Consider the following 20612-nt stretch of genomic DNA (forward strand, 5'->3'; position numbering starts at 1 on the left):
TCAGCGCTTGCGCAGTTTGCGCAGAAGGTGCCGCCAGCCTCCCGGAGCCACGAGGAAGCTCATCAGGAAGCCCACCGCAAAGCCCGAGAATTGCGCGATCCAGTCCGGGCTCGCGCCGAAAAGCGCCCCGAACACGAGCTGCAGCCCGGCCAGCATGCCGATCATCGAGAAGGCGCGGATCCGGTTCGGGTCACCCGGGCCAAGCCGCATCCACAAAAGCCAGGTGAAGGCGCCGATGAGCCCATAGGCGCCCGGATAGCCGCCCACCAGCGTCACCTGCGTGAAGGGCATCAGCGCATAGACGAGCGCGCCGAGGATCGAGGCGCTCAGGAACACCGCCGCGACCGCCCAGCCTGCGAAGACCTCGCCCACGAATTTGCCAAGCGCCAGCGTGAAGACGACGACAAAGGCGGCATGCGTCAGGCTCAGATGCACGAAGGCATAGCTGAGCAGCGTCACGATGGGGCGGATCGACCAGTCTTGCACCGCGAGCATGTGGCGGAAGCCGATCGGGTCGAAGCCGAGCTGGCCGAGCATCATCAGGCGCTCGCCGCTCCACATGCCCGGAATGAGCCCGGTATTGGCGAGCGCGAAAATGATTTCGGTGACGATGATCGGTGCCACCAGGACCCAGACCACGGTGGGCAGCGGGTTCACCGGATGTTCGTTGTAGCCGTGATGCATTGTCTCTCCCCTCGGGCGCACATTGCGCCGCGCGCCCAATAGCGATAAGCGCAGAACGTCCGTATTTCCAGCCCGGAGCCTGATCATGTCTGACAAACCCCTAGAAACTCCCGAAGAAATCAACGCGCGTTTCAAACCGCGTATCTTTTCCGGCATCCAGCCCTCGGGCAACCTGACGCTGGGCAATTATCTGGGGGCGCTCAGGCGGTTTGCACAAAAGCAGGACGAGGGGATCGAGACGATCTATTGCCTCGTCGATCTGCATGCGATCACGGTCTGGCAGGATCCGGTGGCGCTGAAAAAGCAGACCCGCGAAGCGGCCGCCGCCTTCATCGCCTCGGGGATCGACCCGGAGCGTTCGATTCTCTTCAACCAGTCCCAGGTTTCGGCCCATGCCGAGCTGGGCTGGGCTCTCAACTGTGTCGCGCGGATGGGCTGGATGAACCGCATGACGCAGTGGAAGGACAAGGCGGGCAAGAATGCCGAAAAGCAATCGCTCGGGCTCTTTGCCTATCCTTCGCTGATGGCGGCGGACATTCTGGTCTATCACGCGACGATGGTGCCGGTGGGCGAGGATCAAAAGCAGCATGTGGAGCTGACCCGCGACATCGCGGCGAAGTTCAATCATGATTACGGGGTAGAGTTCTTCCCCGCGCCGCTGCCCTTGATCGAGGGCGCGGCCACGCGGGTGATGAGCCTGCGCGACGGCTCGAAGAAGATGTCGAAATCCGACCCTTCGGACGCGAGCCGGATCAACCTCACCGACGATGCCGACACGATCGCCAAGAAGTTCCGCAAGGCGGTGACGGACCCCGAGCCGCTGCCCGAGAGCCTTGAGGGGCTCGAAGGCCGCGCCGAGGCGCGCAACCTTGTCAACATCTATGCCGCGCTCGCCGATATGACGCCCGCCGAAGTGCTGGGCCAATATGGCGGGCAGGGCTTTGGCACGTTCAAACCGGCGCTCGCGGATCTGGCCGTCTCGAAGCTTGAGCCGATCTCGACCGAGATGAGCCGGCTGATGAACGATCCCGCCGAGATCGACAGGATCCTTGGCGCGGGGGCGGCGAAAGCCGACGAGATCGCCCAACCGATCCTCGCGCAGACGCTCGAGATCATGGGGATGATCCGTTCGCGTTGAGCGAAGCTCAGAGCGGGGCAGCGCCCCCCTGCGCCGGCGCTGCCTTTGCCTCGGCGCGGGGGTAAAGCCGTGCCATGCTGAGTGCTCGCGTCAGGTTCAGCACCATCAGCGCCGCCCAGAGCCCGTGATTGCCGAGGGCAGGCAGAAGCGCGAAGAGGGCGAGCGCATAGACCGCGACGGAGACGATCATCGCATTGCGCATCTCGCGCGTCAGCGTGGCGCCGATGAAGATGCCGTCGAGCATCCATGAGGCAATGCCGATCAGCGGCGCCGCCACGAGCCATGGCAGATAGTGGCGCGCGCCTTCGCGCACTTCAGGCGCGGTTGTCATCAGATCAATGATCGCGCCGCCAAAAAGCGCAAAGGCAATACTGAGCCCGAGTGCGCCGCCCACGCCCCATTGCGAGGAGACGATCGCGGCGCGGCGCAGGCGCGCCGGGTTGCGCGCGCCGACGGCCTGACCGACGAGGCTCTCTGCGGCGAAGGCGAAGCCATCGAGCGCATAGGCGGTGATTTGCAAAAACTGCAACAGCACCTGATTGGCAGCAAGTTTCACATCGCCTTGCCCGGCGCCAAGGAACAGGAAGGCGGTGAAGCTGCCTTGCAAGATCACCGAGCGGATCATGATGTCGGTGTTGACCCGCGCCATCTGCCGCAGCGCTGCCCCGGCAAGGAGGGCGGCCCGGCTCAACCCGGCGCGGAAGGCGTCGCGCGCGAGCCAGAGGGCGAGCGCCACCCCGGACCATTCGGAGATGAGCGTTGCGGCCGCCACCCCCGCAACGCCCCAGCCAAGGCCCAGCACGAACAGCAGGTCGAGCCCGACATTGAGTCCGTTCATCACCACTTGCAGCACCAGCACCGCGCGGGTGCGCTCCACCGCGATCAGCCAGCCGGTGAAGGCGTAAAGCGAGATCGTCGCCGGGGCGCCCCAGATCCGAACGGCAAGGTATTGACGCGCGAGACTTTCCACCTCGGCCGAGGCGGGCGCGATCTGGAAGGCGGCCCAGACGAGCGGCACTTGCAATGCGATCAACGTGAGCCCAGCGCCAAGGGCGATGATCAGCGCGCGCATCAGCCCTGCCGCGACCTCAAGACTGTCGCCGCCGCCCTTGGCCTGCGCAACGAGCCCTGTTGTGCCCATGCGCAAGAAGCCAAAGATCCAGTAGACCGAGGCGAGAATCACCGCGCCGATCCCCACCGCGCCAATGGGGGCGGCTGCGCCGATCTGGCCAACGACGCCGGTGTCGACGGCGCCCAGAAGCGGCACGGTGGCATTCGAGATCACGATCGGGGCGGCAATCGCCAGCACGCGGCGATGGCTGATATCTGCGCTGCCCAAGGTGCTTAGTCCTGATCCGGCATCAGGAAATGCCCGGTTGCCTGCGCAAAGAGGCGGGCGCGATTGTCTTGCCAGGCCTCGACATGCACCGAGGCATAGCGCCGCCCGGAGCGGTTCACGCGGGCGCGGGCATAGGCATCGCGCGGCAGGCCGGAACGCAGATAATCAACCGTGAAATCAATGGTTTTCGGCAGACGTGGCAGGAAGGGCTCGGGCGCGGAAAGATCGATCCGCCCGGCCTCGACATCTTCCCAGAGCGCCGCCCAGCCCAGCTCGATGATCGCCGCCACCTCAAGGAAAGCCGCGGTCACCCCGCCATGCAGCGCGGGCAGCATCGGGTTGCCGATCAGTTTGTCGTCATAGTTGAGAACCGCCGTCAACTCGTCGCCGCGCCGGTCGAAGGTGATACCCAGAAAGCGGATATAGGGCACGCCGGAAACGAGCGCATTCAGCGCCGCATCGCGACGTTGCTTGACCACTTGCACGGGCTCGGGCTTGGGGCGGCTCATTGCGCACCGCCTTTCGGGCGTTCGATGGTGAAGGCGCCGGTGGCGGTGGCGACGGGCCGGCTCACGTCCTCGTCATGGGCGCTTGCGCGCAAAAAGGCCACGGTGCGGGTGATGTGATAGACCTCCGCCTTGGCGGTGAGACGTTGGCGCGGCGTGGCGGCGCGCATGTAATCGATGCGCAGATCGAGCGTGGCGGTGCCCGCGGGCGCTTCCGGGTGGCTCATCACCGCCGCGCCGCAGCAGGTGTCCATCAAGGCCGAGACCGCGCCGCCATGAATGACGCCGCTGCGCGGATCGCCCACGAGTTCGGCGCGCCACGGCATGGAGAGCTCTGCCGTACCCTCTCCCAGCGCCTCAAAGCGCATCTCAAGCGCCTGCGCATGCGGGATCGCCTCGATGAACTGTCGCGCCCGTTTCAGCCTCTCGTCGTCCATCGCGCCCTCCGTTTTTGCAAAAATGCCCTGCGGACCAGAGGAGCGCAAGCGGCGTTGAGGCATCGGCAAGCCTCAAGGGGAGTTGAACCGCACGGTTCGCCGCGCTAGCTTCCGCCATCAGCACGTGTGGGCAGGGACGTGCGGGATCGCCCGGGGGAGGGGGAGATCATGGCCGATGTGCTGAGCTTCAAGGAAATGTGCGCGCGCTTCGACGTGACGCCGCGCACCTTGCGCTATTACGAGTATATCGAGTTGCTCTCGCCGCAGAAAGAAGGGCGGGCCCGGTTTTATGGCCCGCGCGAAGTGGCACGGATGACGCTGATCCTGCGGGGGCGGCGGTTCGGTTTCTCGCTCGAGGAACTGCGCCAATGGCTCCTGATCTACGATCATCAGGGCACCGAGGCGCAAAACCGCGCCTGGATCGCGCTGGCAGATCGCCAGCTGGATGTTCTGACCGGGCAACTCGACGAATTGCAGGGGGCGATAGCCGATCTGCGGGCGCTGCGCGATGACGTGGCGAAGACTCTCGCAGATTAAGCCGAATCGTCGCAACGACGCCCGAAATCCGGCGCTTGCCGTGCCGTTCCCGTTGCTGATGCCCGCCGGGATCGGCCCGGAATTTCAGGTGCTTCGGACTGACATCACGTCAGCGCCACCGTGACGCCACGTTACAGTGACGCGAACGTCAACTTAAACGGTAATGTAAGGGCGGAGATTCATTCTGCCGGCTTGCGTTACGCAAAGGCAACCGAAAGGCGGCACGATGAGTGACGATCTGATGACGATCCGCGAGATGTGCGACGCGTTCGATGTGACGCCGCGCACCTTGCGGTTCTACGAGGCGAAGGAACTGCTGTTTCCGCTGCGCGAAGGGCAGAAACGGCTTTTCACCCGGCGCGACCGGGCGCGGTTGAAACTGATTTTGCGCGGCAAGCGTTTCGGCTTCAGCCTCGAAGACATTCGCCAGCTGCTGGACCTCTATGACATGGGGGACCAGCAGCGCACGCAACTGGCCGAGACGCTCAAACTGGCGCGTCTGCGGCATGACGCAATGGTGCGCCAGCGCGATGAGCTCGATCAGGCGATCGAGGAGCTGGCGGCACAGATTGCCTGGGGCGACGCGAAACTGGCCGGGGAGGCCGGCTGAGCGGTCCCGGGCTGGCAGACCAAGGGAGAGGGATCATGCCCAGCTACACCGCCAATATCCGCGACATGCAATTCGTGCTGCACGAGTTGCTTCACGTTTCCAGCTCCGAAGTGCCCGGCTACGCCGATCTGGAACGCGACTTTACCGAGGCGGTGCTCGACGCAGCGGGCAAGGTGTCCTCCGAAGTGCTCGCGCCCCTCAACCCGGTGGGCGACCACGAGGGCTGCAGGCTCGAAAACGGCGTGGTGCGCACGCCCAAGGGGTTTGACGAAGCCTTTGCCGCGATGAAGGAGGGCGGCTGGACCGCGCTCGATTGCAACCCCGACTATGGCGGGCAGGGCATGCCCTATGTGCTCAACTGCGCGGTGGGCGAGATGTTTGTCTCCTCCAACATGGCCTTCAACATGTATCAGGGGCTGACGCATGGCGCCGTTTCGGCGATCGACGCGCATGGCACCGAGGCACAGAAGGCGCTCTATCTGCCGAAGATGATCGCCTGCGACTGGACCGGGACGATGAACCTGACCGAGCCGCATTGCGGCACGGATCTGGGGCTTTTGCGCACCAAGGCCGAGCCGCAGGAGGATGGCAGCTACAAGATCACCGGCACCAAGATCTTTATCTCGGCGGGCGATCACGATCTGGCCGAGAACATCATCCATCTCGTGCTGGCCAAGGCCCCGGGCGGTGGCGAGGGCACCAAGGGGATCTCGCTCTTCATCGTGCCGAAAGTGCTGGTGAATGCGGATGGCACGCTTGGCGCGCGCAATGCGGTGAGCGTGGGCAAGGTCGAGCACAAGATGGGGATTCATGGCTCGGCCACCTGCGTGATGAACTATGACGGGGCGACGGGCTATCTGCTTGGCGATCTGCACAAGGGCATGCGCGCGATGTTCACGATGATGAACGAGGCGCGGCTCGGCGTTGGCCTGCAGGGCTATGCGGTGGCCGAGGCCGCCTATCAGAACGCCGTTGCCTATGCCAAGGACCGGCTGCAGGGACGCGCCGTGACCGGGGTGGAAAACCCGGGCGGCGCCGCCGATCCGCTGATCGTGCATCCCGACATTCGCCGCGCACTGATGGATCAAAAGAGCTTTCTCGAGGGCGCGCGCGCCTTCACCTTCTGGGGGGCGTCGCTCATTGACCGCGCGCATGGGCTTTCGGACCACGATGCAGAGGGGCTGATCTCGCTGATGACCCCGGTGATCAAGGGCTTTTTGACCGACAAGGGGTTCGAGGCCTGCGTGCTGGCGCAGCAGATCTATGGCGGGCACGGCTATATCGAAGAGCAGGGGATGAGCCAGTTCACCCGCGATGCCCGGATCACGATGATCTATGAGGGCGCGAACGGGGTGCAGGCGCTCGATCTGGTGGGCCGCAAGCTCGCACAGGATGGCGGCAAGCATGTGATGGCCTTCTTCGAGATGGTGAAGGCCGAATGCAAGGCGCATGAGGGCGACGACCGGATGAAGCCTTTCACCGAGGCGCTCAAGGCGGCCTCGAAACAGCTTCAGACGGCGGGGATGTATTTCATGCAAAACGGCATGAAGACCCCCAATGCGGCGCTCTCGGGGAGCTATGACTTCATGCATCTGATGGGGCATGTCTGCCTTGGCCTGATGTGGACGCGGATGGCGAAGGCGGCTTATGCCGCGCTCGACGGCGGCGCCTCGGATACCGGCTTCTATGAGGCGAAGATCGCGACCGGGCGCTATTACATGGCGCGGCAGATGCCCGCCTGCGCCATGCATCTGGCGCGGATCGAAAGCGGGGCCGAACCTGTGATGGCGCTTGCCGCCGATCAGTTCTGATCGCGCAGTCGGAATGGGATGCGAAAAGGGCGCCGCTTGCGGCGCCCTTTGTTCAATTTCCGATCGGTGTTCCCCCGAGCCCCAGGGGCGCGGGGATGCCGAGGCTGGCTCCGCCACCCTGCGGCGGCTCCTGAGGCGTGCCCGTGGGCGCGCCAAGCCCCGGAGGCGGGCCGCCGAGCGTCGGCGCCCCGAGGCTCAGCCCTGCGCCGCCGGGGGCCCCGATCGGCGGCAGCCCCATGCCGCCCGGTGCGCCAAGACCGCCCCCGAGACCCGGCATGCTCGGCAAGGTCACGGTCACATTCGACAGATCCACCGGCTTGCCCTTGTAATGCATCACCATCTGCGGGAAGGCGATGACGATGGCAATCATCGCGATCTGGATGAACACGAACGGCACCGCGCCCCAGTAGATCTGCGAGGTCTTCACCGGCTCGGTGAGGATCCCCGTCACCTTGTCGACATAGGGCACTTTCGGCGCCACTGAGCGCAGGAAGAAGAGCGCAAAGCCAAACGGCGGGTGCATGAACGAAGTCTGCATGTTCACGCCCAAAATCACCCCGAACCAGATCAGGTCGATCCCCATCTTCTCGGCCGCCGGCGCCAGAAGCGGCACGATGATGAAGGCCAGCTCGAAGAAATCGAGGAAGAAGGCGAGGAAGAAGACCAGAAGCGAGACGACGATCAGGAAGCCCATCTCTCCGCCCGGCAGCGAGACGAGGAGATGCTCGACCCAGAGATGCCCGTTCACCCCGTAGAAGGTGAGCGAGAACACCCGCGCGCCCAGAAGGATGAACATCACGAAGGCCGAAAGCCGGGTCGTCGCGGCGAGCGCCTCGCGCACCACGGTGAGGTTCAGCCGCCGCTTCACCCCCGAGAGGATCAGCGCGCCCACAGCCCCCATCGCGCCGCCTTCGGTCGGCGTGGCGACGCCAAGGAAGATGGTGCCGAGCACGAGGAAGATGAGCGCAAGTGGCGGGATCAGCACGATCACCACCTGCTGCGCAAGCCGGCTCATCCGGTTCAGATGCAGCCCCTTGTCGATCAGCGCGACCACGTAGATCACCATCACGGCAAGCGCCGAGGCGAGGATACCGGCGTTCGAGTTCCGCGCGGTCGGGTCATGGAGCCATTGATAGGCGCCCCAGAATACCGCGCCGCCCACAAGCAGCACGACGAAGAGCGACGCGACGCCCGAGCCGAGCGTGCGCGCCTCTTTCGGCAGCGCGGGCATCGTGGCGGGCCGGACGATCGACATCACCGCGACATAGGCGAGATAGATGCCGGTGAGCACGAGGCCGGGGATCAGCGCCCCCTTGTACATGTCGCCGACCGAGCGGCCGAGCTGGTCGGCCAGAACGATCAGCACGAGAGACGGCGGGATGATCTGCGCAAGCGTGCCCGAGGCGGCGATGACGCCGCTCGCCAGGCGCCGGTCATAGCCGTAGCGCAGCATGATCGGCAGCGAAATGAGCCCCATGGCGATCACCGAGGCCGCGACAACGCCGGTGGTGGCGGCAAGGAGCGCGCCGACGATGATCACCGCATAGGCGAGACCGCCCCGCACCGGACCGAAAAGCTGGCCGATCGTGTCGAGCAAGTCTTCCGCCATGCCGGATTTTTCCAGCACGATCCCCATGAAGGTGAAGAAGGGAATGGCAAGGAGCGTCTCGTTGCTGAGCACCCCCCAGAACCGCTCTGGCATCGCATTGAGGAGCGGCCAGCTGAGGTTGATCGTGCCGCCCGACAGCGGCGCGAGTTCGACGCCGATGATGAAGAACATCAGCCCGTTCGCGGCAAGGGAGAAGGCCACCGGATAGCCAAGGAGCAGAAAGCCGATGAGCGAGACGAACATGATCGGCGCCATGTTCGTGGCAATGAGTTCCAGCAGCATCTCAGAGCCCCTTCTCTTCGACGAAGGACTCGGCCGAACCGTGATGGCCGGTGTAGGTGTGCGGATCCTCGATCAGCCCGCGCATGATCGCGATCTTCTTGATGATCTCGGAGAGGCCCTGCGCGAAGAGCAGGCTGAAGCCGATCAAAAGGAGCGACTTTGCCGGCCAGATCACCAGCCCGCCCGCATTGGTCGACAGCTCGCCCGAGCGCACAGACATCATCACATAGGGAAAGAGCATCCAGAGCATCATCGTCAGGAACGGCATCAGGAAGAACACATGGCCGAACAGGTCGATCCAGTGCTGCACCCGGCGCGAGAAGGCGCCATAGACGATGTCGATGCGGATATGCTCGTTTTGCTTCAGCGTATAGGCCGCGGTGAGCAGGAAGGCTGCGCCGTAGAGATACCATTGCGCCTCGAGCCAGGCGTTCGACGAGACGTTGAACACCTTGCGGATGGTTGCGTTGATGGCGGAAATCAGCACCGCCACCAGAATGAGCCATGACACCGATTTGCCGATGAACTCGTTGATGCGGTCGATGACCCGTGACAGGGCCAGCAAAGCGCCCATCGTCTCCTCCCCTTCCCAATTCCCCCGGCCCACTATGGGGCTTTGCTGTTCCTTGGCTGCTTGCGGCCAGAAAATCAAGCGCGACGGGCCATCTGGTCCATCCGGTTGACCAGTTTGCACGGATAGGGCGAAATCCGGTCGCGGTTCGGGGCCCGGCGGGGAGCTGCGGCACCCGCCCGAAAGGAGGCGCGCGCGCGCGGGCGGGGGCGCCGACTCGCCTCCGGAGCGGCGGCTCGCGCTTCCGGGCTCTGCCTCCGCGCTTGCGGAAATGTCACAGATTCGCCGGTTCGCGCAATTTTTGCAACGCTAAGCGCCCCGACGCGACATTATATTCAGCGTTTTGCCGTTGACGCCCTTTCCGCCTGCCCCTAATGTCCGCTCCGATGCAACGAAAGGAACGGCGATGTCTTCGCTTCTGGTTCTCGTAGGGGAGTGGCGCATGGGCCGGTGACGGTTGACCATGATGGTTCCCATGCGCCCTCGCCGAACCGCGGGGGCTTTTTGTTGCCAAACGGGTTGGGGCCTGGCCCCGAGAGGTCGGGGGCGATGCCCCGGGAAAGGACGTGAGAGATGTCGCGGCAGATGACCGGCGCGGAAATGGTGGTGCAGGCGCTCAAGGATCAGGGGGTCGATACGATCTTCGGGTATCCGGGCGGCGCTGTTCTGCCGATCTATGACGCGATCTTCCAGCAAAACGACATCCGCCACATTCTCGTTCGGCATGAACAGGCGGCGGTGCATATGGCGGAGGGCTATGCCCGCTCGACCGGCAAACCGGGCTGTGTGCTGGTGACCTCGGGCCCCGGCGCCACGAATGCGGTGACCGGCCTCACCGACGCGCTGATGGACAGCATTCCGCTGGTGGTGTTTTCGGGGCAGGTGCCCACCTTCATGATCGGCACCGACGGGTTTCAGGAGGCCGATACGGTGGGCATCACCCGGCCCTGCACCAAGCACAACTGGCTGGTGAAGGATCCGGCAAAACTCTCCGAAACCATCCATCAGGCCTTCCATGTTGCCACCTCGGGCCGCCCCGGTCCGGTGCTGATCGACCTGCCGAAGGATGTGCAATTCGCCACCGGCCCCTACAGCGGGCCGAAACAGGCGCGGGTGGATCACTACCAGCCGAAGATGAAGGGCGATATCGAGGCCATCACCAAGCTTGTCGAGCTGATGGAAAAGGCGGAGCGGCCGGTGTTTTATACCGGCGGCGGCGTGATCAACTCGGGCCCCGGCGCGAGCCAGCTTCTGCGTGAATTGGTGGATGCCACGGGCTTCCCGATCACCTCGACACTGATGGGGCTTGGCGCCTATCCGGCCTCCGGCAAGAGCTGGCTTGGCATGCTCGGCATGCACGGGCTTTACGAGGCCAACCTCGCCATGCACGGCTGCGATCTGATGATCAACCTCGGGGCGCGGTTCGATGACCGCATCACCGGGCGGGTCGCCGATTTCTCGCCCCATTCGGTGAAGGCGCATGTCGATATCGACGCCTCCTCGATCAACAAGATCATCACCGTCGATCTGCCGATCATCGGCGATATCGGCCATGTGCTCGAAGACCTGTTGAAGGTCTGGAAGGCGCGCGGGCGCAAGACTCACAAGGAGGGGCTCGCCAAATGGTGGGCGACGATCGCGGAGTGGAAAAAGGTGCGCTGCCTGAGCTACACCAATTCCGACACGGTGATCAAACCGCAATATGCGCTGGAGCGGCTCGAAGCCCTGACCAAGGGGCGGGATCGCTACATCACCACCGAAGTGGGCCAGCACCAGATGTGGGCGGCGCAATTCCTCGGCTTCGAGGCGCCGAACCGCTGGATGACCTCCGGGGGACTTGGCACCATGGGCTATGGCTTCCCGGCCTCGATCGGGGTGCAGGTGGCGCATCCCGACGCGCTCGTGATCAACATCGCGGGCGAGGCCTCGTGGCTGATGAACATGCAGGAGATGGGCACGGCGACGCAATTCCGCACCCCGGTGAAGCAGTTCATTTTGAACAACGAGCGGCTCGGCATGGTGCGGCAATGGCAAGACCTGCTGCATGGCGGGCGCTATTCGCAAAGCTGGTCGGAGAGCCTGCCCGATTTCGTCAAGCTGGCGGAGGCCTTCGGCTGGAAGGGGATCGTGGTGAGCGACCCGAAAGAGCTCGACGATGCGATCATGGAGATGATCAACTATGACGGCCCGGTTCTGTTCGATTGCCTCGTCGAGAAGCACGAGAACTGCTTCCCGATGATCCCGTCGGGCAAACCCCATAACGACATGCTGCTCTCGGCGGATGCTGAGGCCTTCCGCGGCGGCGCCGCGCTGGTGTGAGAGCGGCCGGGGGCGCTGCCCCCGGACCCCCGGGATATTTCCGGCAAGATGAAAGACATTCGGAAGGGAGAGGGCAATGGCCGCTCTGAACATCAAGAAAGGCTCCACGAGCCACTCCGCCTATGACCTGCGCGACAGCCACTCCGATGTGGAGCGCAGCCATACGCTTGCGGTGATCGTCGAGAACGAACCGGGCGTTCTGGCGCGCGTGATCGGGCTGTTTTCCGGGCGGGGCTACAACATCGACAGCCTCACCGTCGCGGAAATCGACCACAAGGGGCACCGGAGCCGCATCACCATCGTGACGCGCGGCACCGAGGCGGTGATCGAGCAGATCAAGGCGCAGCTTGGCCGCATCGTGCCGGTCCATGAGGTGCATGACCTCACCGTGGAGGGCGCGGCGGTCGAGCGCGAGCTGGCGCTGTTCAAGGTCGCCGCGACCGGCGAAAAGCGGGTGGAATCGCTGCGCCTGGCGGATATTTTCCGCGCCAATGTGGTCGACAGCACGCTCGAGAGCTTTGTGTTCGAGATCACGGGCACATCGGAAAAGATCGACGCCTTTGCAGAGCTGATGCGCCCGCTCGGGCTGGTGGACGTGGCGCGCACCGGGGTGGCCGCGCTCGCCCGCGGGGTCTGAGGCCGGTTGGGAGGGGCGTTTCGCGCCCCTCAGTGCCCGCCGCCGACGCTGTTGCGGATCCGGCGCAGCGCCGCCCAGACGATCACCACGACGACGGGGGTCAGCGCCGCCACGGCCAGTTCCTTGGAGATGCCGATCTCCCGGGCGACCGGATAGACCGCATAGCCCGCAAGGCTCACCGCGTAATAGCTGATCGCCACCACGGAGAGCCCCTCGACCGTGCGCTGCAGCCGCAGTTGCAGGTCGGAGCGGCGGTCCATGCTTTCGAGCAGTTTCTGGTTTTGCGCTTGGCGCGCCACATCGACCCTTGTGCGCAGAAGCTCGCCCGCCCGCGCCGCGCGCTCGACCATCGCATTGAGCCGCTGTTCGGCCGATTTCACCGTGCGCATCGCCGGATCGTAGCGGCGCATCATGAATTCGTTGAATTTCTGCCGCCCGTTGAAGCGGCTTTCGCGCAGCACCTCAACCCGGTCATGCACGATCGCCTCATAGGCAAAAGTGGCCGAGAAGCGGAAGGTGTGGGTGACGGCGAGGCTCTCCAGCTCGGTCGACACCTCCAGAAGCCGGTGCAGCGTTGCCTCGGCGGGGTGGGAATCGTCCTTCATGCTGTCGACGAGCGCACTGAGCTCGGGTTCGAGCGTGTTGAGCGTCTGGGTGAGGCTGCGGGCGCGGCCAAGGCCCAGCATCGAGACGGCGCGATAGGTTTCGATCTCGCAAATCCTTTGCACGATCCGGCCAATCCGGCCCTGGCCGGTGCCGGGGCGGGCGAAGACGGCAAAGCGCATCAGCCCGGCCGGGTCGATGCGGAAATCAGTGGCGACGACAGCGGCCTCGTCAAGCACCCAGGCACAGACCAGGCTCTCGGGCACGAACCAGTTTTCGAGCGCGGGCAGGATCTTCGTGTCGTCCTCGGGCAATTCCTCGATCCGGATCGAGACCGCGACGATGCGGCGCCCGGGGGCGTTTTGCACCCAGTCAGTCGGGAAGATCTCCGCCTCGACCGGGTCGAAGGGGCGCTCCGAGACGCCCGGCGCATGAGCGAGGAAGGTGGTGAACTCGGTATGGCTCTCCCATTTCAGCGCGTGACGGCCAATTTCGCCGCTGTAATGGGTGGCGCCCATCGGCGGCACCGCGCCCCCCTGCCGGGTGAGCAGATCGACGAGATGCTCGTGATCCTTGGCGCGGTCGCGGTTGGCGGCGTCTTTCGGTTCCTTGAACGCGAGGTAGATCACATGGGCGGGCAGGCCGACGGCAGGGAAGGGCCGGGCATGCAGCTCGTTCACGAGCGCATAGCGCAACGGATGGTCGTCGATCGGCGTCATCGGGGCCTCGCGCGGAAGGTTGGTCTGCCGACAACTTAGCACAATCGCACGACAAGGAAAAAACGCACGAAGGGTCAAGCACTTGCGGCATACAATCGCATGCGGGGCAAGGTGGGATGCTTCGCCTCGGCAGGGCCGAGGTGATCCGCCGGGGGGCTTGCCGCCGCCCGGCCGCCCGGGGCACGCCCCGTCTTTGCCGCGTGCCCCGGGCGGCGGCTTCGGGCTGGTTATTGCGCAGCCCGCCGATTAGTCTTGAGACAGCAAGGAGATGCCGATGCCCAAACGCCTGCGCCTGACGCGCCGCTTTCCGGTCGCGCTCACCAATGATGCCTACCGCATGCTGCAACGCTTTGCCGAAGACGCCGGGATCACCCCGGATGAAGCGCTCTGCTTTCTTTTTGAGCATTTCCACTCGGTGACCCATGCCGAAAACCTCACGGCGCGGCTGCGGCTCTTCAAGGCGGAGCTTGAGGCGCGCAAGGTCTGAGCCCCGGCAGGCCCGAGCCGGGGGGCAGTTTTCCCTTGGCAAAATCTTCGGCCGCGCCATCCTTGTTGCATCGCCCTCGTGACGTTGCGCCACAAACCCGCCTTGCCCCTTACGCGAACGTCAATTCGTTGCGATAGTCGATGAGAGCATGGGCGGCCCCAGGCCTGCCCGGCCGGAACGCCCGGAAAGAGGAGCCCGGCGACGCCCGGGACCGAGGAGGACCAATGAGCGAAGCCTATATCTATGACGCCTGCCGCACCCCGCGCGGCAAGGGCCGCCCCGATGGCAGCCTGCATGAAGTGACATCCGTTGCGCTTTCGGCGCGGCTTCTCAACGCGGTCAAAGCGCGCAACGGCCTTGAGGGCCACGCGGTCGAGGATGTGATCTGGGGCAACGTGACCCAGGTGGGCGAACAGGGCGGCTGCCTTGCGCGCTCTGCCGTGCTGCTCTCCGATCTCGACGAATCGATCCCCGGCCTCTCGATCAACCGGTTCTGCGCCTCGGGCATGGAGGCAGTGAACCTCGCCGCCAACCAGGTGAAGGCGGGGGCGGGCGCGGCCTATATCGCGGGCGGCGTCGAGATGATGGGCCGCGTCGCGATGGGCTCGGACGGGGCGGCGATTGCCGTCGATCCGGCGCTGGCGCTCAAGACCTATTTTGTGCCGCAGGGGATCTCGGCCGATATCATCGCCACCGAATACGGCTTCACGCGCGAGATGGCCGATGCGCTCGCGGTGGAAAGCCAGCGCCGCGCCGCCGAGGCCTGGGCCGAGAACCGGTTTGCGAAATCGATTGTGCCGGTTCTCGACCAGAACGGGCTGACGATCCTTGACCGGGACGAATATATGCGCCCCGGCACCACGCCCGAAGACCTTGCCAAGCTCAAGGCCTCCTTCAAGGACATGGGTGAGGTGATGCCCGGCTTCGACAAGGTGGCGATGCTGAAATACCCCCATCTCGACCATGTCGAGCATATCCACCATGCCGGGAACTCGAGCGGAATCGTCGATGGCGCCGCCGCGGTGCTGATCGGCTCGAAGGCCTTCGGTGAGGCGCATGGGCTCAAACCGCGCGCACGCATCCGCGCCACGGCAAAGATCGGCACCGATCCGACGATCATGCTGACGGGCCCGGTGCCGGTGACCGAAAAGATCCTGCGCGACAGTGGCATGGCGATCTCGGACATCGACCTTTTCGAGGTGAACGAGGCCTTTGCGGCGGTGGTTCTGCGCTTCATGCAGGCGTTTGACGTCAGCCCCGACAAGGTGAACGTGAACGGCGGCGCAATGGCGATGGGCCACCCGCTTGGGGCCACTGGCGCGATCATCATCGGCACGCTGCTTGACGAGCTGGAACGGCGCGATCTCTCGACCGGGCTTGCGACGCTCTGCATCGCCTCCGGCATGGGCGCGGCCACGATCATCGAGCGGGTCTGATGCCGAAGCTCGACCTGAGCGCCGCCCCGGTGAAGACCGGCTCGATCTACCCCGCGCCCTATGCCGAGATGATGGCGGGACGGTCTTCGCGGCGGCTCGGTGATCTGGCCGGGCTGACGCAGTTCGGCGTCAATATTGTCACGCTGGAGCCCGGCGCCGTGGCCTCGCTCCGGCACTGGCATCTGAACGAGGATGAGTTCGCGCTGGTGCTGGAGGGCGAGTTGATTCTCGTCGAGGACGCGGGCGAGGAGGCGATGCGCCCAGGCGATTGCGCGGCCTGGAAGGCGGGGGTGGCGAACGGACATCGCTTCGTCAACCGCTCCGATGCGCCCGCGCGCTTCCTTGTCGTCGGCTCGAAGGCCGAGACCGAGGTGGCCACTTATTCCGACGTGGACATGCAAATTCATATCGCGGGCGGCAAGGCCCGCTTCACCTATCAGGACGGCAGCGATTGGGCAGGGCCCAGGGAGATCGCGCCGAAGGGAGAGAGCAAATGACCGATTTCACCTATGCGCTTGGCGATGACGGTGTGGCCGTGATCACCTGGGATGTGGCCGCGAAGTCGATGAACGTGATGAGCATGGAGGGGTTTGCCCTGCTCGACGGCTTCATCGATCAGGCGCTCGCCGATGAGGCTTGCAAAGGCGTGATCATCACCTCCGGCAAGAAGGATTTTGCCGGCGGCATGGATCTTAACGTCATTGCCAAGATGCGCGCGGGGGGCGCGCAGACGATCTTTGAGGGCGTGATGCAGATGCACCGCGTGCTGCGCAAGATCGAGCGTGCGGGCATGGACCCGAAAACGCTCAAAGGCGGCAAACCGATCGCCTGCGTGCTGCCGGGTACGGCGCTCGGCATCGGGCTCGAACTGCCGCTCTCGACGCACCGGATCTTTGCCGCGAATAACCCGAAGGCGAAGATCGGCCTGCCCGAGATCATGGTCGGCATCTTCCCCGGCGGTGGCGGCACCACGCGGCTTGTGCGCAAACTCGGCGCGATGATGGCGGCGCCGTTCCTCCTGGAAGGCAAGCTCTCCGATCCGAAAGCGGCGAAAGCGGCGGGGCTTATTGACGAGGTGAGCGACGATCCGATGGCCGCGGCCCGCGAGTGGGTGCTGAACGCCAAGGACGCCGATCTCGTGAAGCCCTGGGACGCCAAGGGCTACAAGATGCCCGGCGGCGCGCCCTATCATCCGGCGGGGTTCATGACCTTCCTCGGCGCCTCGGCGATGGTGCATGGCAAGACGATGGGGGTTTACCCGGCGGCGAAGGCGCTGCTCTCGGCGGTTTACGAAGGGGCACTCGTGCCCTTTGATGCGGCGCTGAAAATCGAGGCGCGCTGGTTCACCAACCTGCTGTTGAACCCCTCGTCCTCGGCGATGATCCGCTCGCTCTTCATCAACAAGGAGGCGCTCGAGAAGGGCGCGAACCGCCCGAAGGTCGAGGATCAGTCGGTCAAGAAGGTGGGCATCCTTGGTGCGGGCATGATGGGGGCGGGCATCGCCTATGTCTCCGCCAATGCGGGCATCGAGGTGGTGCTGATCGACTCCACCCAAGAGGCGGCCGACCGCGGCAAAAGCTATTCGACCGGCATCCTCGACAAGGGGATCTCGCGGCGCAAGGTGACGGAGGAGAAAAAGGCCGAGGTGCTCGCCCGCATCACCGCCACCACCGATTACGCCGCGCTCGCGGGCTGCGATCTGATCGTGGAGGCGGTGTTCGAAGATCCGGGCGTCAAGGCCGAGGTGACGGCGAAGGCGGAAGCGGTGATCCCGGAAACCGCGATCTTTGCCACCAACACCTCGACCCTGCCGATTTCGAGCCTCGCCAAGGCCTCCAAACGCCCCGAGCAGTTCATCGGCATCCATTTCTTCTCGCCGGTCGACAAGATGCTTTTGGTCGAGATCATCAAGGGCGCGCAAACCGGCGATGTCGCCGTGGCGAAGGCGCTCGATTTCGTCCGTGCGATCCGCAAGACCCCGATCGTCGTCAACGACGCGCGCTTCTTCTACGCCAACCGCTGTATCATCCCCTATATCAACGAGGGCATCCGCATGGTGGCCGAGGGGGTGAGCCCGGTGCTGATCGAGAATGCGGCGAAGCTTGTCGGCATGCCGCTCGGGCCGCTGCAACTGGTGGACGAGACCTCGATTGATCTGGGCGTGAAGATCGCCAAGGCGACCCGGGCCGCGATGGGCGATGCCTATCCCGATGGCGCGGTCGATGAGGTGGTGTTCTGGATGGCCGACGAAGGGCGCTTGGGGAAAAAGGCCGATGCGGGCTTTTACACCTATACCGCGGGCAAGCGCGGCGGGCTCTGGGAAGGGCTGGCCGAGAAATACCCCGCTGCAGAGGATCAACCCGAGCTTGCCGAGGTGCAACACCGACTGCTGATGGCGCAGGTGCTTGAAGCGGTACGGGCGTTTGAACAGGGCGTGCTCACCGACATTCGCGAGGGGGATGTGGGCGCGATCTTGGGCTGGGGCTTTGCGCCTTGGTCGGGGGGCCCGTTTGCCTGGCTCGACATCATCGGCGCGCCGCGCGCGGTGGAGATCTGTGAGGCGCTGGAGGCAAAATATGGCGCGCGCTTCGAAGCCCCGGCGCTTCTGCGCGACATCGCCGCCAAGGGCGATGGGTTCTATGCCCGCTTTGGCTCCGGCGCGGCGGCAAAAGCGGCCTGAGTGCGCGGAAGTGACTGTTGCGGGGGCGGGGCGGCAGCTCCGCCCCTTTTCCTTTGCCCGCAAGCACCCTAGCTTTGGGGCAAAGGAGAACTCCATGACCAATCCGCTGCTTGCGCCGGGCAAAGGCCCCTTCGCGCTTCCCGATTTTGCCGCGATCCGTGACGAAGATTTTGCCCCCGCTTTTGAGGCCGCGCTCACCGAGGCGCGCGCCAATATCGCCGCCATTGCCGCCAACCCCGAGCCGGCGTGCTTTGCCAATACGATCGAGGCGATGGAACAGGCCGAGGCCACGCTCGACCGGGTGGCGGGCGTGTTCTACAACCTTTCGGGCGCCGACAGCACGCCCGCGCGCGAGGCGTTGATGCGCGATCTGGCGCCGAAAATGGCCGCCTTCGCCTCGGAAGTGACGATGAACCGCCCGCTCTTTGCGCGTATCGAAACGCTCTGGGCGGCGCGCGACACGCTGGGGCTTACGCCCGAACAAGCCCGGGTGCTGGAGCTTTACTACAAGATGTTCATCCGCTCCGGGGCCGCGCTCGAAGGGGCGGCTGCCGAGCGGATGACCGCGATCAAGGAGCGTCTTGCGGTGCTTTGCACCCAATTCTCGCAAAACCTGCTCGCCGATGAGCGCGACTGGTCGCGCCCGCTGACAGAGGAAGAGCTTGAGGGCCTGCCCGAGTTTGTCATCGAGGCGGCGCGCGGCGCGGGGGAAGAGCGCGGCGCCGAGGGCCCGGTGCTGACGCTGAACCGCTCGCTCATCGTTCCGTTTTTGCAATTCTCGCCCCGGCGCGAGCTGCGCGAGATCGCCTATGAGGCCTGGGTCGCGCGCGGCGCGAATGGCGGCGAGACCGACAACCGTGCCATTGCCGCCGAGATCTTGAGCCTGCGCGAGGAGCGCGCGAAGCTTTTGGGCTATGCGAGCTTTGCCGCCTACAAGCTCGAACCCGAAATGGCAAAGGAGCCCGCGCAGGTGCGCGACCTCTTGATGCGGGTCTGGGAGCCCGCGAAAGCCGCCGCCGAAGCCGATGCAGAAAAGCTCACCCGGATGATGCATGCAGAGGGCATCAACGGCGATCTGGAAGCGTGGGACTGGCGCTATTACGCGGAAAAACGCCGCACGCTGGAACATGATTTCGACGAGGCGGCGCTGAAACCCTATCTCTCGCTCGAGGCCATGCTCGGCGCGGTGTTTGACACGGCCAACCGCCTCTTCGGGCTTGAATTCCGCCCGCTTGAGGGGCCGTTTTATCACCCCGACGTGCGCGGCTGGGAGGTGACGCGGGAAGGCAAGCATATCGCCGTGTTCTTGGGCGATTATTTTGCGCGTGGCTCGAAGCGTTCGGGCGCCTGGTGCTCGGCGATGCGCTCGCAATCAAAGCTTGGCGGCGAGACGCGACCGATTGTCGTCAATGTGTGCAACTTCGCCAAGGGCGAGCCCTGCCTGCTCAGCCATGACGATGCGCGCACGCTGTTTCATGAATTTGGCCATGCGCTGCACCAGATGCTCTCGGATGTGACCTATCAATTCGTTTCGGGCACCTCGGTTGCGCGCGATTTCGTGGAACTGCCGAGCCAGCTCTATGAACACTGGCTCGATGTGCCCGAAGTGCTCGACCGCCACGCGACGCACTGGAAGACCGGCGCGCCGATGCCCAAGGATCTGCGCGACAAGCTCCTGGCGGCGGGCACCTATGACCAGGGGTTCGCCACGGTCGAATTCGTTGCCTCGGCGCTTGTCGATCTGGCCTTCCACGAGGGCGCCGCGCCCAAAGACCCGATGGCGATGCAGGCTCAGGTGCTCGCAGACATCGGCCTGCCGAAAGCCATTCGCATGCGCCACGCCACACCCCATTTCGGCCATGTGTTCTCCGGCGACGGGTATTCGGCGGGCTATTACAGCTACATGTGGTCGGAAGTGATGGATGCCGACGCCTTCGCCGCCTTTGAAGAAACGGGGGATGTCTTTGACCCGGAAACGGCAAAGCGGCTGGAACGTTGCATCCTCTCGGTCGGGGGCTCGATGCCTGCAGACGAAGCCTGGCTGGCGTTTCGTGGCAAGATGCCGGGGGTCGAGGCCTTGCTGAAAGGCCGGGGGCTCGCCGCGACCTGACACGTCACAGGTTGGCGCTCGGGTCCGGGGCTGTAGTCCCCCTCGGCCCGCTTCATCTGCTGCTCAACCACCTGCCGGATCGCCCGGTCGGTCTCTT

The 20612-nt window shown here is 64.8% G+C and carries 18 protein-coding genes; 11 read left to right on the forward strand and 7 right to left on the reverse strand.

All coding sequences use genetic code 11. The features are described 5' to 3' along the window. Complete coding sequence (locus CRO22_RS06130) at window positions 1-684, reverse strand: rhomboid family intramembrane serine protease (protein ID WP_097069258.1); 684 nt, start codon at window positions 682-684, stop codon at window positions 1-3. A gap of 85 nt (window positions 685-769) precedes the next feature. On the opposite strand from CRO22_RS06130, the gene trpS reads away from it, so the two are divergent. Beyond that, window positions 770-1822 carry a tryptophan--tRNA ligase gene (gene trpS, locus CRO22_RS06135; protein ID WP_097069259.1) on the forward strand — a complete coding sequence of 351 codons (1053 nt, stop codon included), beginning with the start codon at window positions 770-772 and terminating at the stop codon, window positions 1820-1822. A 7-nt stretch (window positions 1823-1829) separates the two neighbouring features. Here trpS and CRO22_RS06140 read toward each other — a convergent pair whose 3' ends face one another. From CRO22_RS06140 to CRO22_RS06150, 3 genes are read right to left on the reverse strand one after another with little or no spacing between them, the layout of a single operon-like run. Next, window positions 1830-3161: an MATE family efflux transporter gene (locus CRO22_RS06140; protein WP_097069260.1), complete on the reverse strand. Its 1332-nt coding sequence runs from the start codon at window positions 3159-3161 to the stop codon at window positions 1830-1832. A gap of 5 nt (window positions 3162-3166) precedes the next feature. After that, window positions 3167-3670 (reverse strand): PaaI family thioesterase, encoded by a 504-nt coding sequence (locus CRO22_RS06145; protein WP_097069261.1) that lies wholly within the window; start codon window positions 3668-3670, stop codon window positions 3167-3169. Further along, entirely contained in the window at window positions 3667-4104 is a 438-nt protein-coding gene (locus tag CRO22_RS06150) for a PaaI family thioesterase (RefSeq protein ID WP_097069262.1), read from the reverse strand. Before CRO22_RS06150 ends, CRO22_RS06145 begins: the two co-directional genes overlap by 4 nt. A 168-nt stretch (window positions 4105-4272) precedes the next feature. On the opposite strand from CRO22_RS06150, the gene CRO22_RS06155 reads away from it, so the two are divergent. The 3 genes from CRO22_RS06155 (at window position 4273) to CRO22_RS06165 (ending at window position 7062) form a co-directional block, all read left to right on the forward strand. Next, on the forward strand, window positions 4273-4641 hold the full coding sequence (locus tag CRO22_RS06155) for a MerR family transcriptional regulator (RefSeq protein ID WP_097069263.1): 369 nt from the start codon (window positions 4273-4275) through the stop codon (window positions 4639-4641). Window positions 4642-4867: 226 nt separating this feature from the next. Then, window positions 4868-5251, forward strand: coding sequence for a MerR family transcriptional regulator (locus tag CRO22_RS06160; protein WP_097069264.1), 384 nt, complete (start codon window positions 4868-4870; stop codon window positions 5249-5251). A gap of 35 nt (window positions 5252-5286) precedes the next feature. Beyond that, window positions 5287-7062, forward strand: a complete 1776-nt coding sequence (locus CRO22_RS06165) for an acyl-CoA dehydrogenase C-terminal domain-containing protein (protein WP_097069265.1) — start codon at window positions 5287-5289, stop codon at window positions 7060-7062. Window positions 7063-7114: 52 nt separating this feature from the next. Here the strand turns inward: CRO22_RS06165 and CRO22_RS06170 are convergent, their stop codons facing one another. Together CRO22_RS06170 and CRO22_RS06175 are read right to left on the reverse strand one after the other, a co-directional pair. Beyond that, a complete protein-coding gene (locus CRO22_RS06170) occupies window positions 7115-8953 on the reverse strand; it encodes a TRAP transporter large permease (RefSeq protein WP_097069266.1) in 1839 nt (612 codons plus the stop codon). Between the two features lies 1 nt (window position 8954). Next, entirely contained in the window at window positions 8955-9527 is a 573-nt protein-coding gene (locus tag CRO22_RS06175; protein ID WP_097069267.1) for a TRAP transporter small permease subunit, read from the reverse strand. Between the two features lie 570 nt (window positions 9528-10097). Here CRO22_RS06175 and CRO22_RS06180 point away from each other — a divergent pair. After that, complete coding sequence (locus CRO22_RS06180) at window positions 10098-11843, forward strand: acetolactate synthase 3 large subunit (protein WP_097069268.1); 1746 nt, start codon at window positions 10098-10100, stop codon at window positions 11841-11843. A 76-nt stretch (window positions 11844-11919) separates the two neighbouring features. Continuing rightward, window positions 11920-12480 carry an acetolactate synthase small subunit gene (gene ilvN / locus CRO22_RS06185; RefSeq protein WP_097069269.1) on the forward strand — a complete coding sequence of 187 codons (561 nt, stop codon included), beginning with the start codon at window positions 11920-11922 and terminating at the stop codon, window positions 12478-12480. Between the two features lie 29 nt (window positions 12481-12509). Here the strand turns inward: ilvN and CRO22_RS06190 are convergent, their stop codons facing one another. Continuing rightward, window positions 12510-13802 carry a DUF3422 family protein gene (locus tag CRO22_RS06190; RefSeq protein WP_097069270.1) on the reverse strand — a complete coding sequence of 431 codons (1293 nt, stop codon included), beginning with the start codon at window positions 13800-13802 and terminating at the stop codon, window positions 12510-12512. A gap of 274 nt (window positions 13803-14076) precedes the next feature. Between CRO22_RS06190 and CRO22_RS06195 the strand changes: the two genes are divergently transcribed. From CRO22_RS06195 to CRO22_RS06215, 5 genes are all read left to right on the forward strand, one after another. Further along, window positions 14077-14289 (forward strand): hypothetical protein, encoded by a 213-nt coding sequence (locus CRO22_RS06195; RefSeq protein ID WP_097069271.1) that lies wholly within the window; start codon window positions 14077-14079, stop codon window positions 14287-14289. 224 nt (window positions 14290-14513) lie between these two features. Next, window positions 14514-15725, forward strand: coding sequence for an acetyl-CoA C-acetyltransferase (locus CRO22_RS06200; protein ID WP_097069272.1), 1212 nt, complete (start codon window positions 14514-14516; stop codon window positions 15723-15725). Further along, window positions 15725-16222, forward strand: a complete 498-nt coding sequence (locus CRO22_RS06205; protein WP_097069273.1) for a cupin domain-containing protein — start codon at window positions 15725-15727, stop codon at window positions 16220-16222. Before CRO22_RS06200 ends, CRO22_RS06205 begins: the two co-directional genes overlap by 1 nt. Continuing rightward, a complete protein-coding gene (locus CRO22_RS06210) occupies window positions 16219-18405 on the forward strand; it encodes a 3-hydroxyacyl-CoA dehydrogenase NAD-binding domain-containing protein (protein ID WP_097069274.1) in 2187 nt (728 codons plus the stop codon). The genes CRO22_RS06205 and CRO22_RS06210 overlap by 4 nt, the downstream gene beginning before the upstream one ends. A gap of 94 nt (window positions 18406-18499) precedes the next feature. Further along, complete coding sequence (locus CRO22_RS06215; RefSeq protein ID WP_097069275.1) at window positions 18500-20515, forward strand: M3 family metallopeptidase; 2016 nt, start codon at window positions 18500-18502, stop codon at window positions 20513-20515. Window positions 20516-20612: the final 97 nt, after the last annotated feature.

Source organism: Rhodobacter maris, assembly GCF_900217815.1.
Taxonomy (GTDB): Bacteria; Pseudomonadota; Alphaproteobacteria; order Rhodobacterales; family Rhodobacteraceae; genus Rhodobacter; species Rhodobacter maris.

What these genes read in the sequence shown, in the direction of transcription:
- CRO22_RS06195 (WP_097069271.1), top strand. Translation starts at nt 14,077, where the DNA reads ATGCCCAAACGCCTGCGCCTGACGCGCCGCTTTCCGGTCGCGCTCACC.
- CRO22_RS06180 (WP_097069268.1), top strand. Translation starts at nt 10,098, where the DNA reads ATGTCGCGGCAGATGACCGGCGCGGAAATGGTGGTGCAGGCGCTCAAG.
- CRO22_RS06160 (WP_097069264.1), top strand. Translation starts at nt 4,868, where the DNA reads ATGAGTGACGATCTGATGACGATCCGCGAGATGTGCGACGCGTTCGAT.
- CRO22_RS06190 (WP_097069270.1), bottom strand. Translation starts at nt 13,802, where the DNA reads ATGACGCCGATCGACGACCATCCGTTGCGCTATGCGCTCGTGAACGAG.
- CRO22_RS06155 (WP_097069263.1), top strand. Translation starts at nt 4,273, where the DNA reads ATGGCCGATGTGCTGAGCTTCAAGGAAATGTGCGCGCGCTTCGACGTG.
- CRO22_RS06170 (WP_097069266.1), bottom strand. Translation starts at nt 8,953, where the DNA reads ATGCTGCTGGAACTCATTGCCACGAACATGGCGCCGATCATGTTCGTC.
- CRO22_RS06175 (WP_097069267.1), bottom strand. Translation starts at nt 9,527, where the DNA reads ATGGGCGCTTTGCTGGCCCTGTCACGGGTCATCGACCGCATCAACGAG.
- ilvN (WP_097069269.1), top strand. Translation starts at nt 11,920, where the DNA reads ATGGCCGCTCTGAACATCAAGAAAGGCTCCACGAGCCACTCCGCCTAT.
- CRO22_RS06205 (WP_097069273.1), top strand. Translation starts at nt 15,725, where the DNA reads ATGCCGAAGCTCGACCTGAGCGCCGCCCCGGTGAAGACCGGCTCGATC.
- CRO22_RS06210 (WP_097069274.1), top strand. Translation starts at nt 16,219, where the DNA reads ATGACCGATTTCACCTATGCGCTTGGCGATGACGGTGTGGCCGTGATC.
- CRO22_RS06130 (WP_097069258.1), bottom strand. Translation starts at nt 684, where the DNA reads ATGCATCACGGCTACAACGAACATCCGGTGAACCCGCTGCCCACCGTG.
- CRO22_RS06200 (WP_097069272.1), top strand. Translation starts at nt 14,514, where the DNA reads ATGAGCGAAGCCTATATCTATGACGCCTGCCGCACCCCGCGCGGCAAG.
- CRO22_RS06165 (WP_097069265.1), top strand. Translation starts at nt 5,287, where the DNA reads ATGCCCAGCTACACCGCCAATATCCGCGACATGCAATTCGTGCTGCAC.
- trpS (WP_097069259.1), top strand. Translation starts at nt 770, where the DNA reads ATGTCTGACAAACCCCTAGAAACTCCCGAAGAAATCAACGCGCGTTTC.
- CRO22_RS06145 (WP_097069261.1), bottom strand. Translation starts at nt 3,670, where the DNA reads ATGAGCCGCCCCAAGCCCGAGCCCGTGCAAGTGGTCAAGCAACGTCGC.
- CRO22_RS06150 (WP_097069262.1), bottom strand. Translation starts at nt 4,104, where the DNA reads ATGGACGACGAGAGGCTGAAACGGGCGCGACAGTTCATCGAGGCGATC.
- CRO22_RS06215 (WP_097069275.1), top strand. Translation starts at nt 18,500, where the DNA reads ATGACCAATCCGCTGCTTGCGCCGGGCAAAGGCCCCTTCGCGCTTCCC.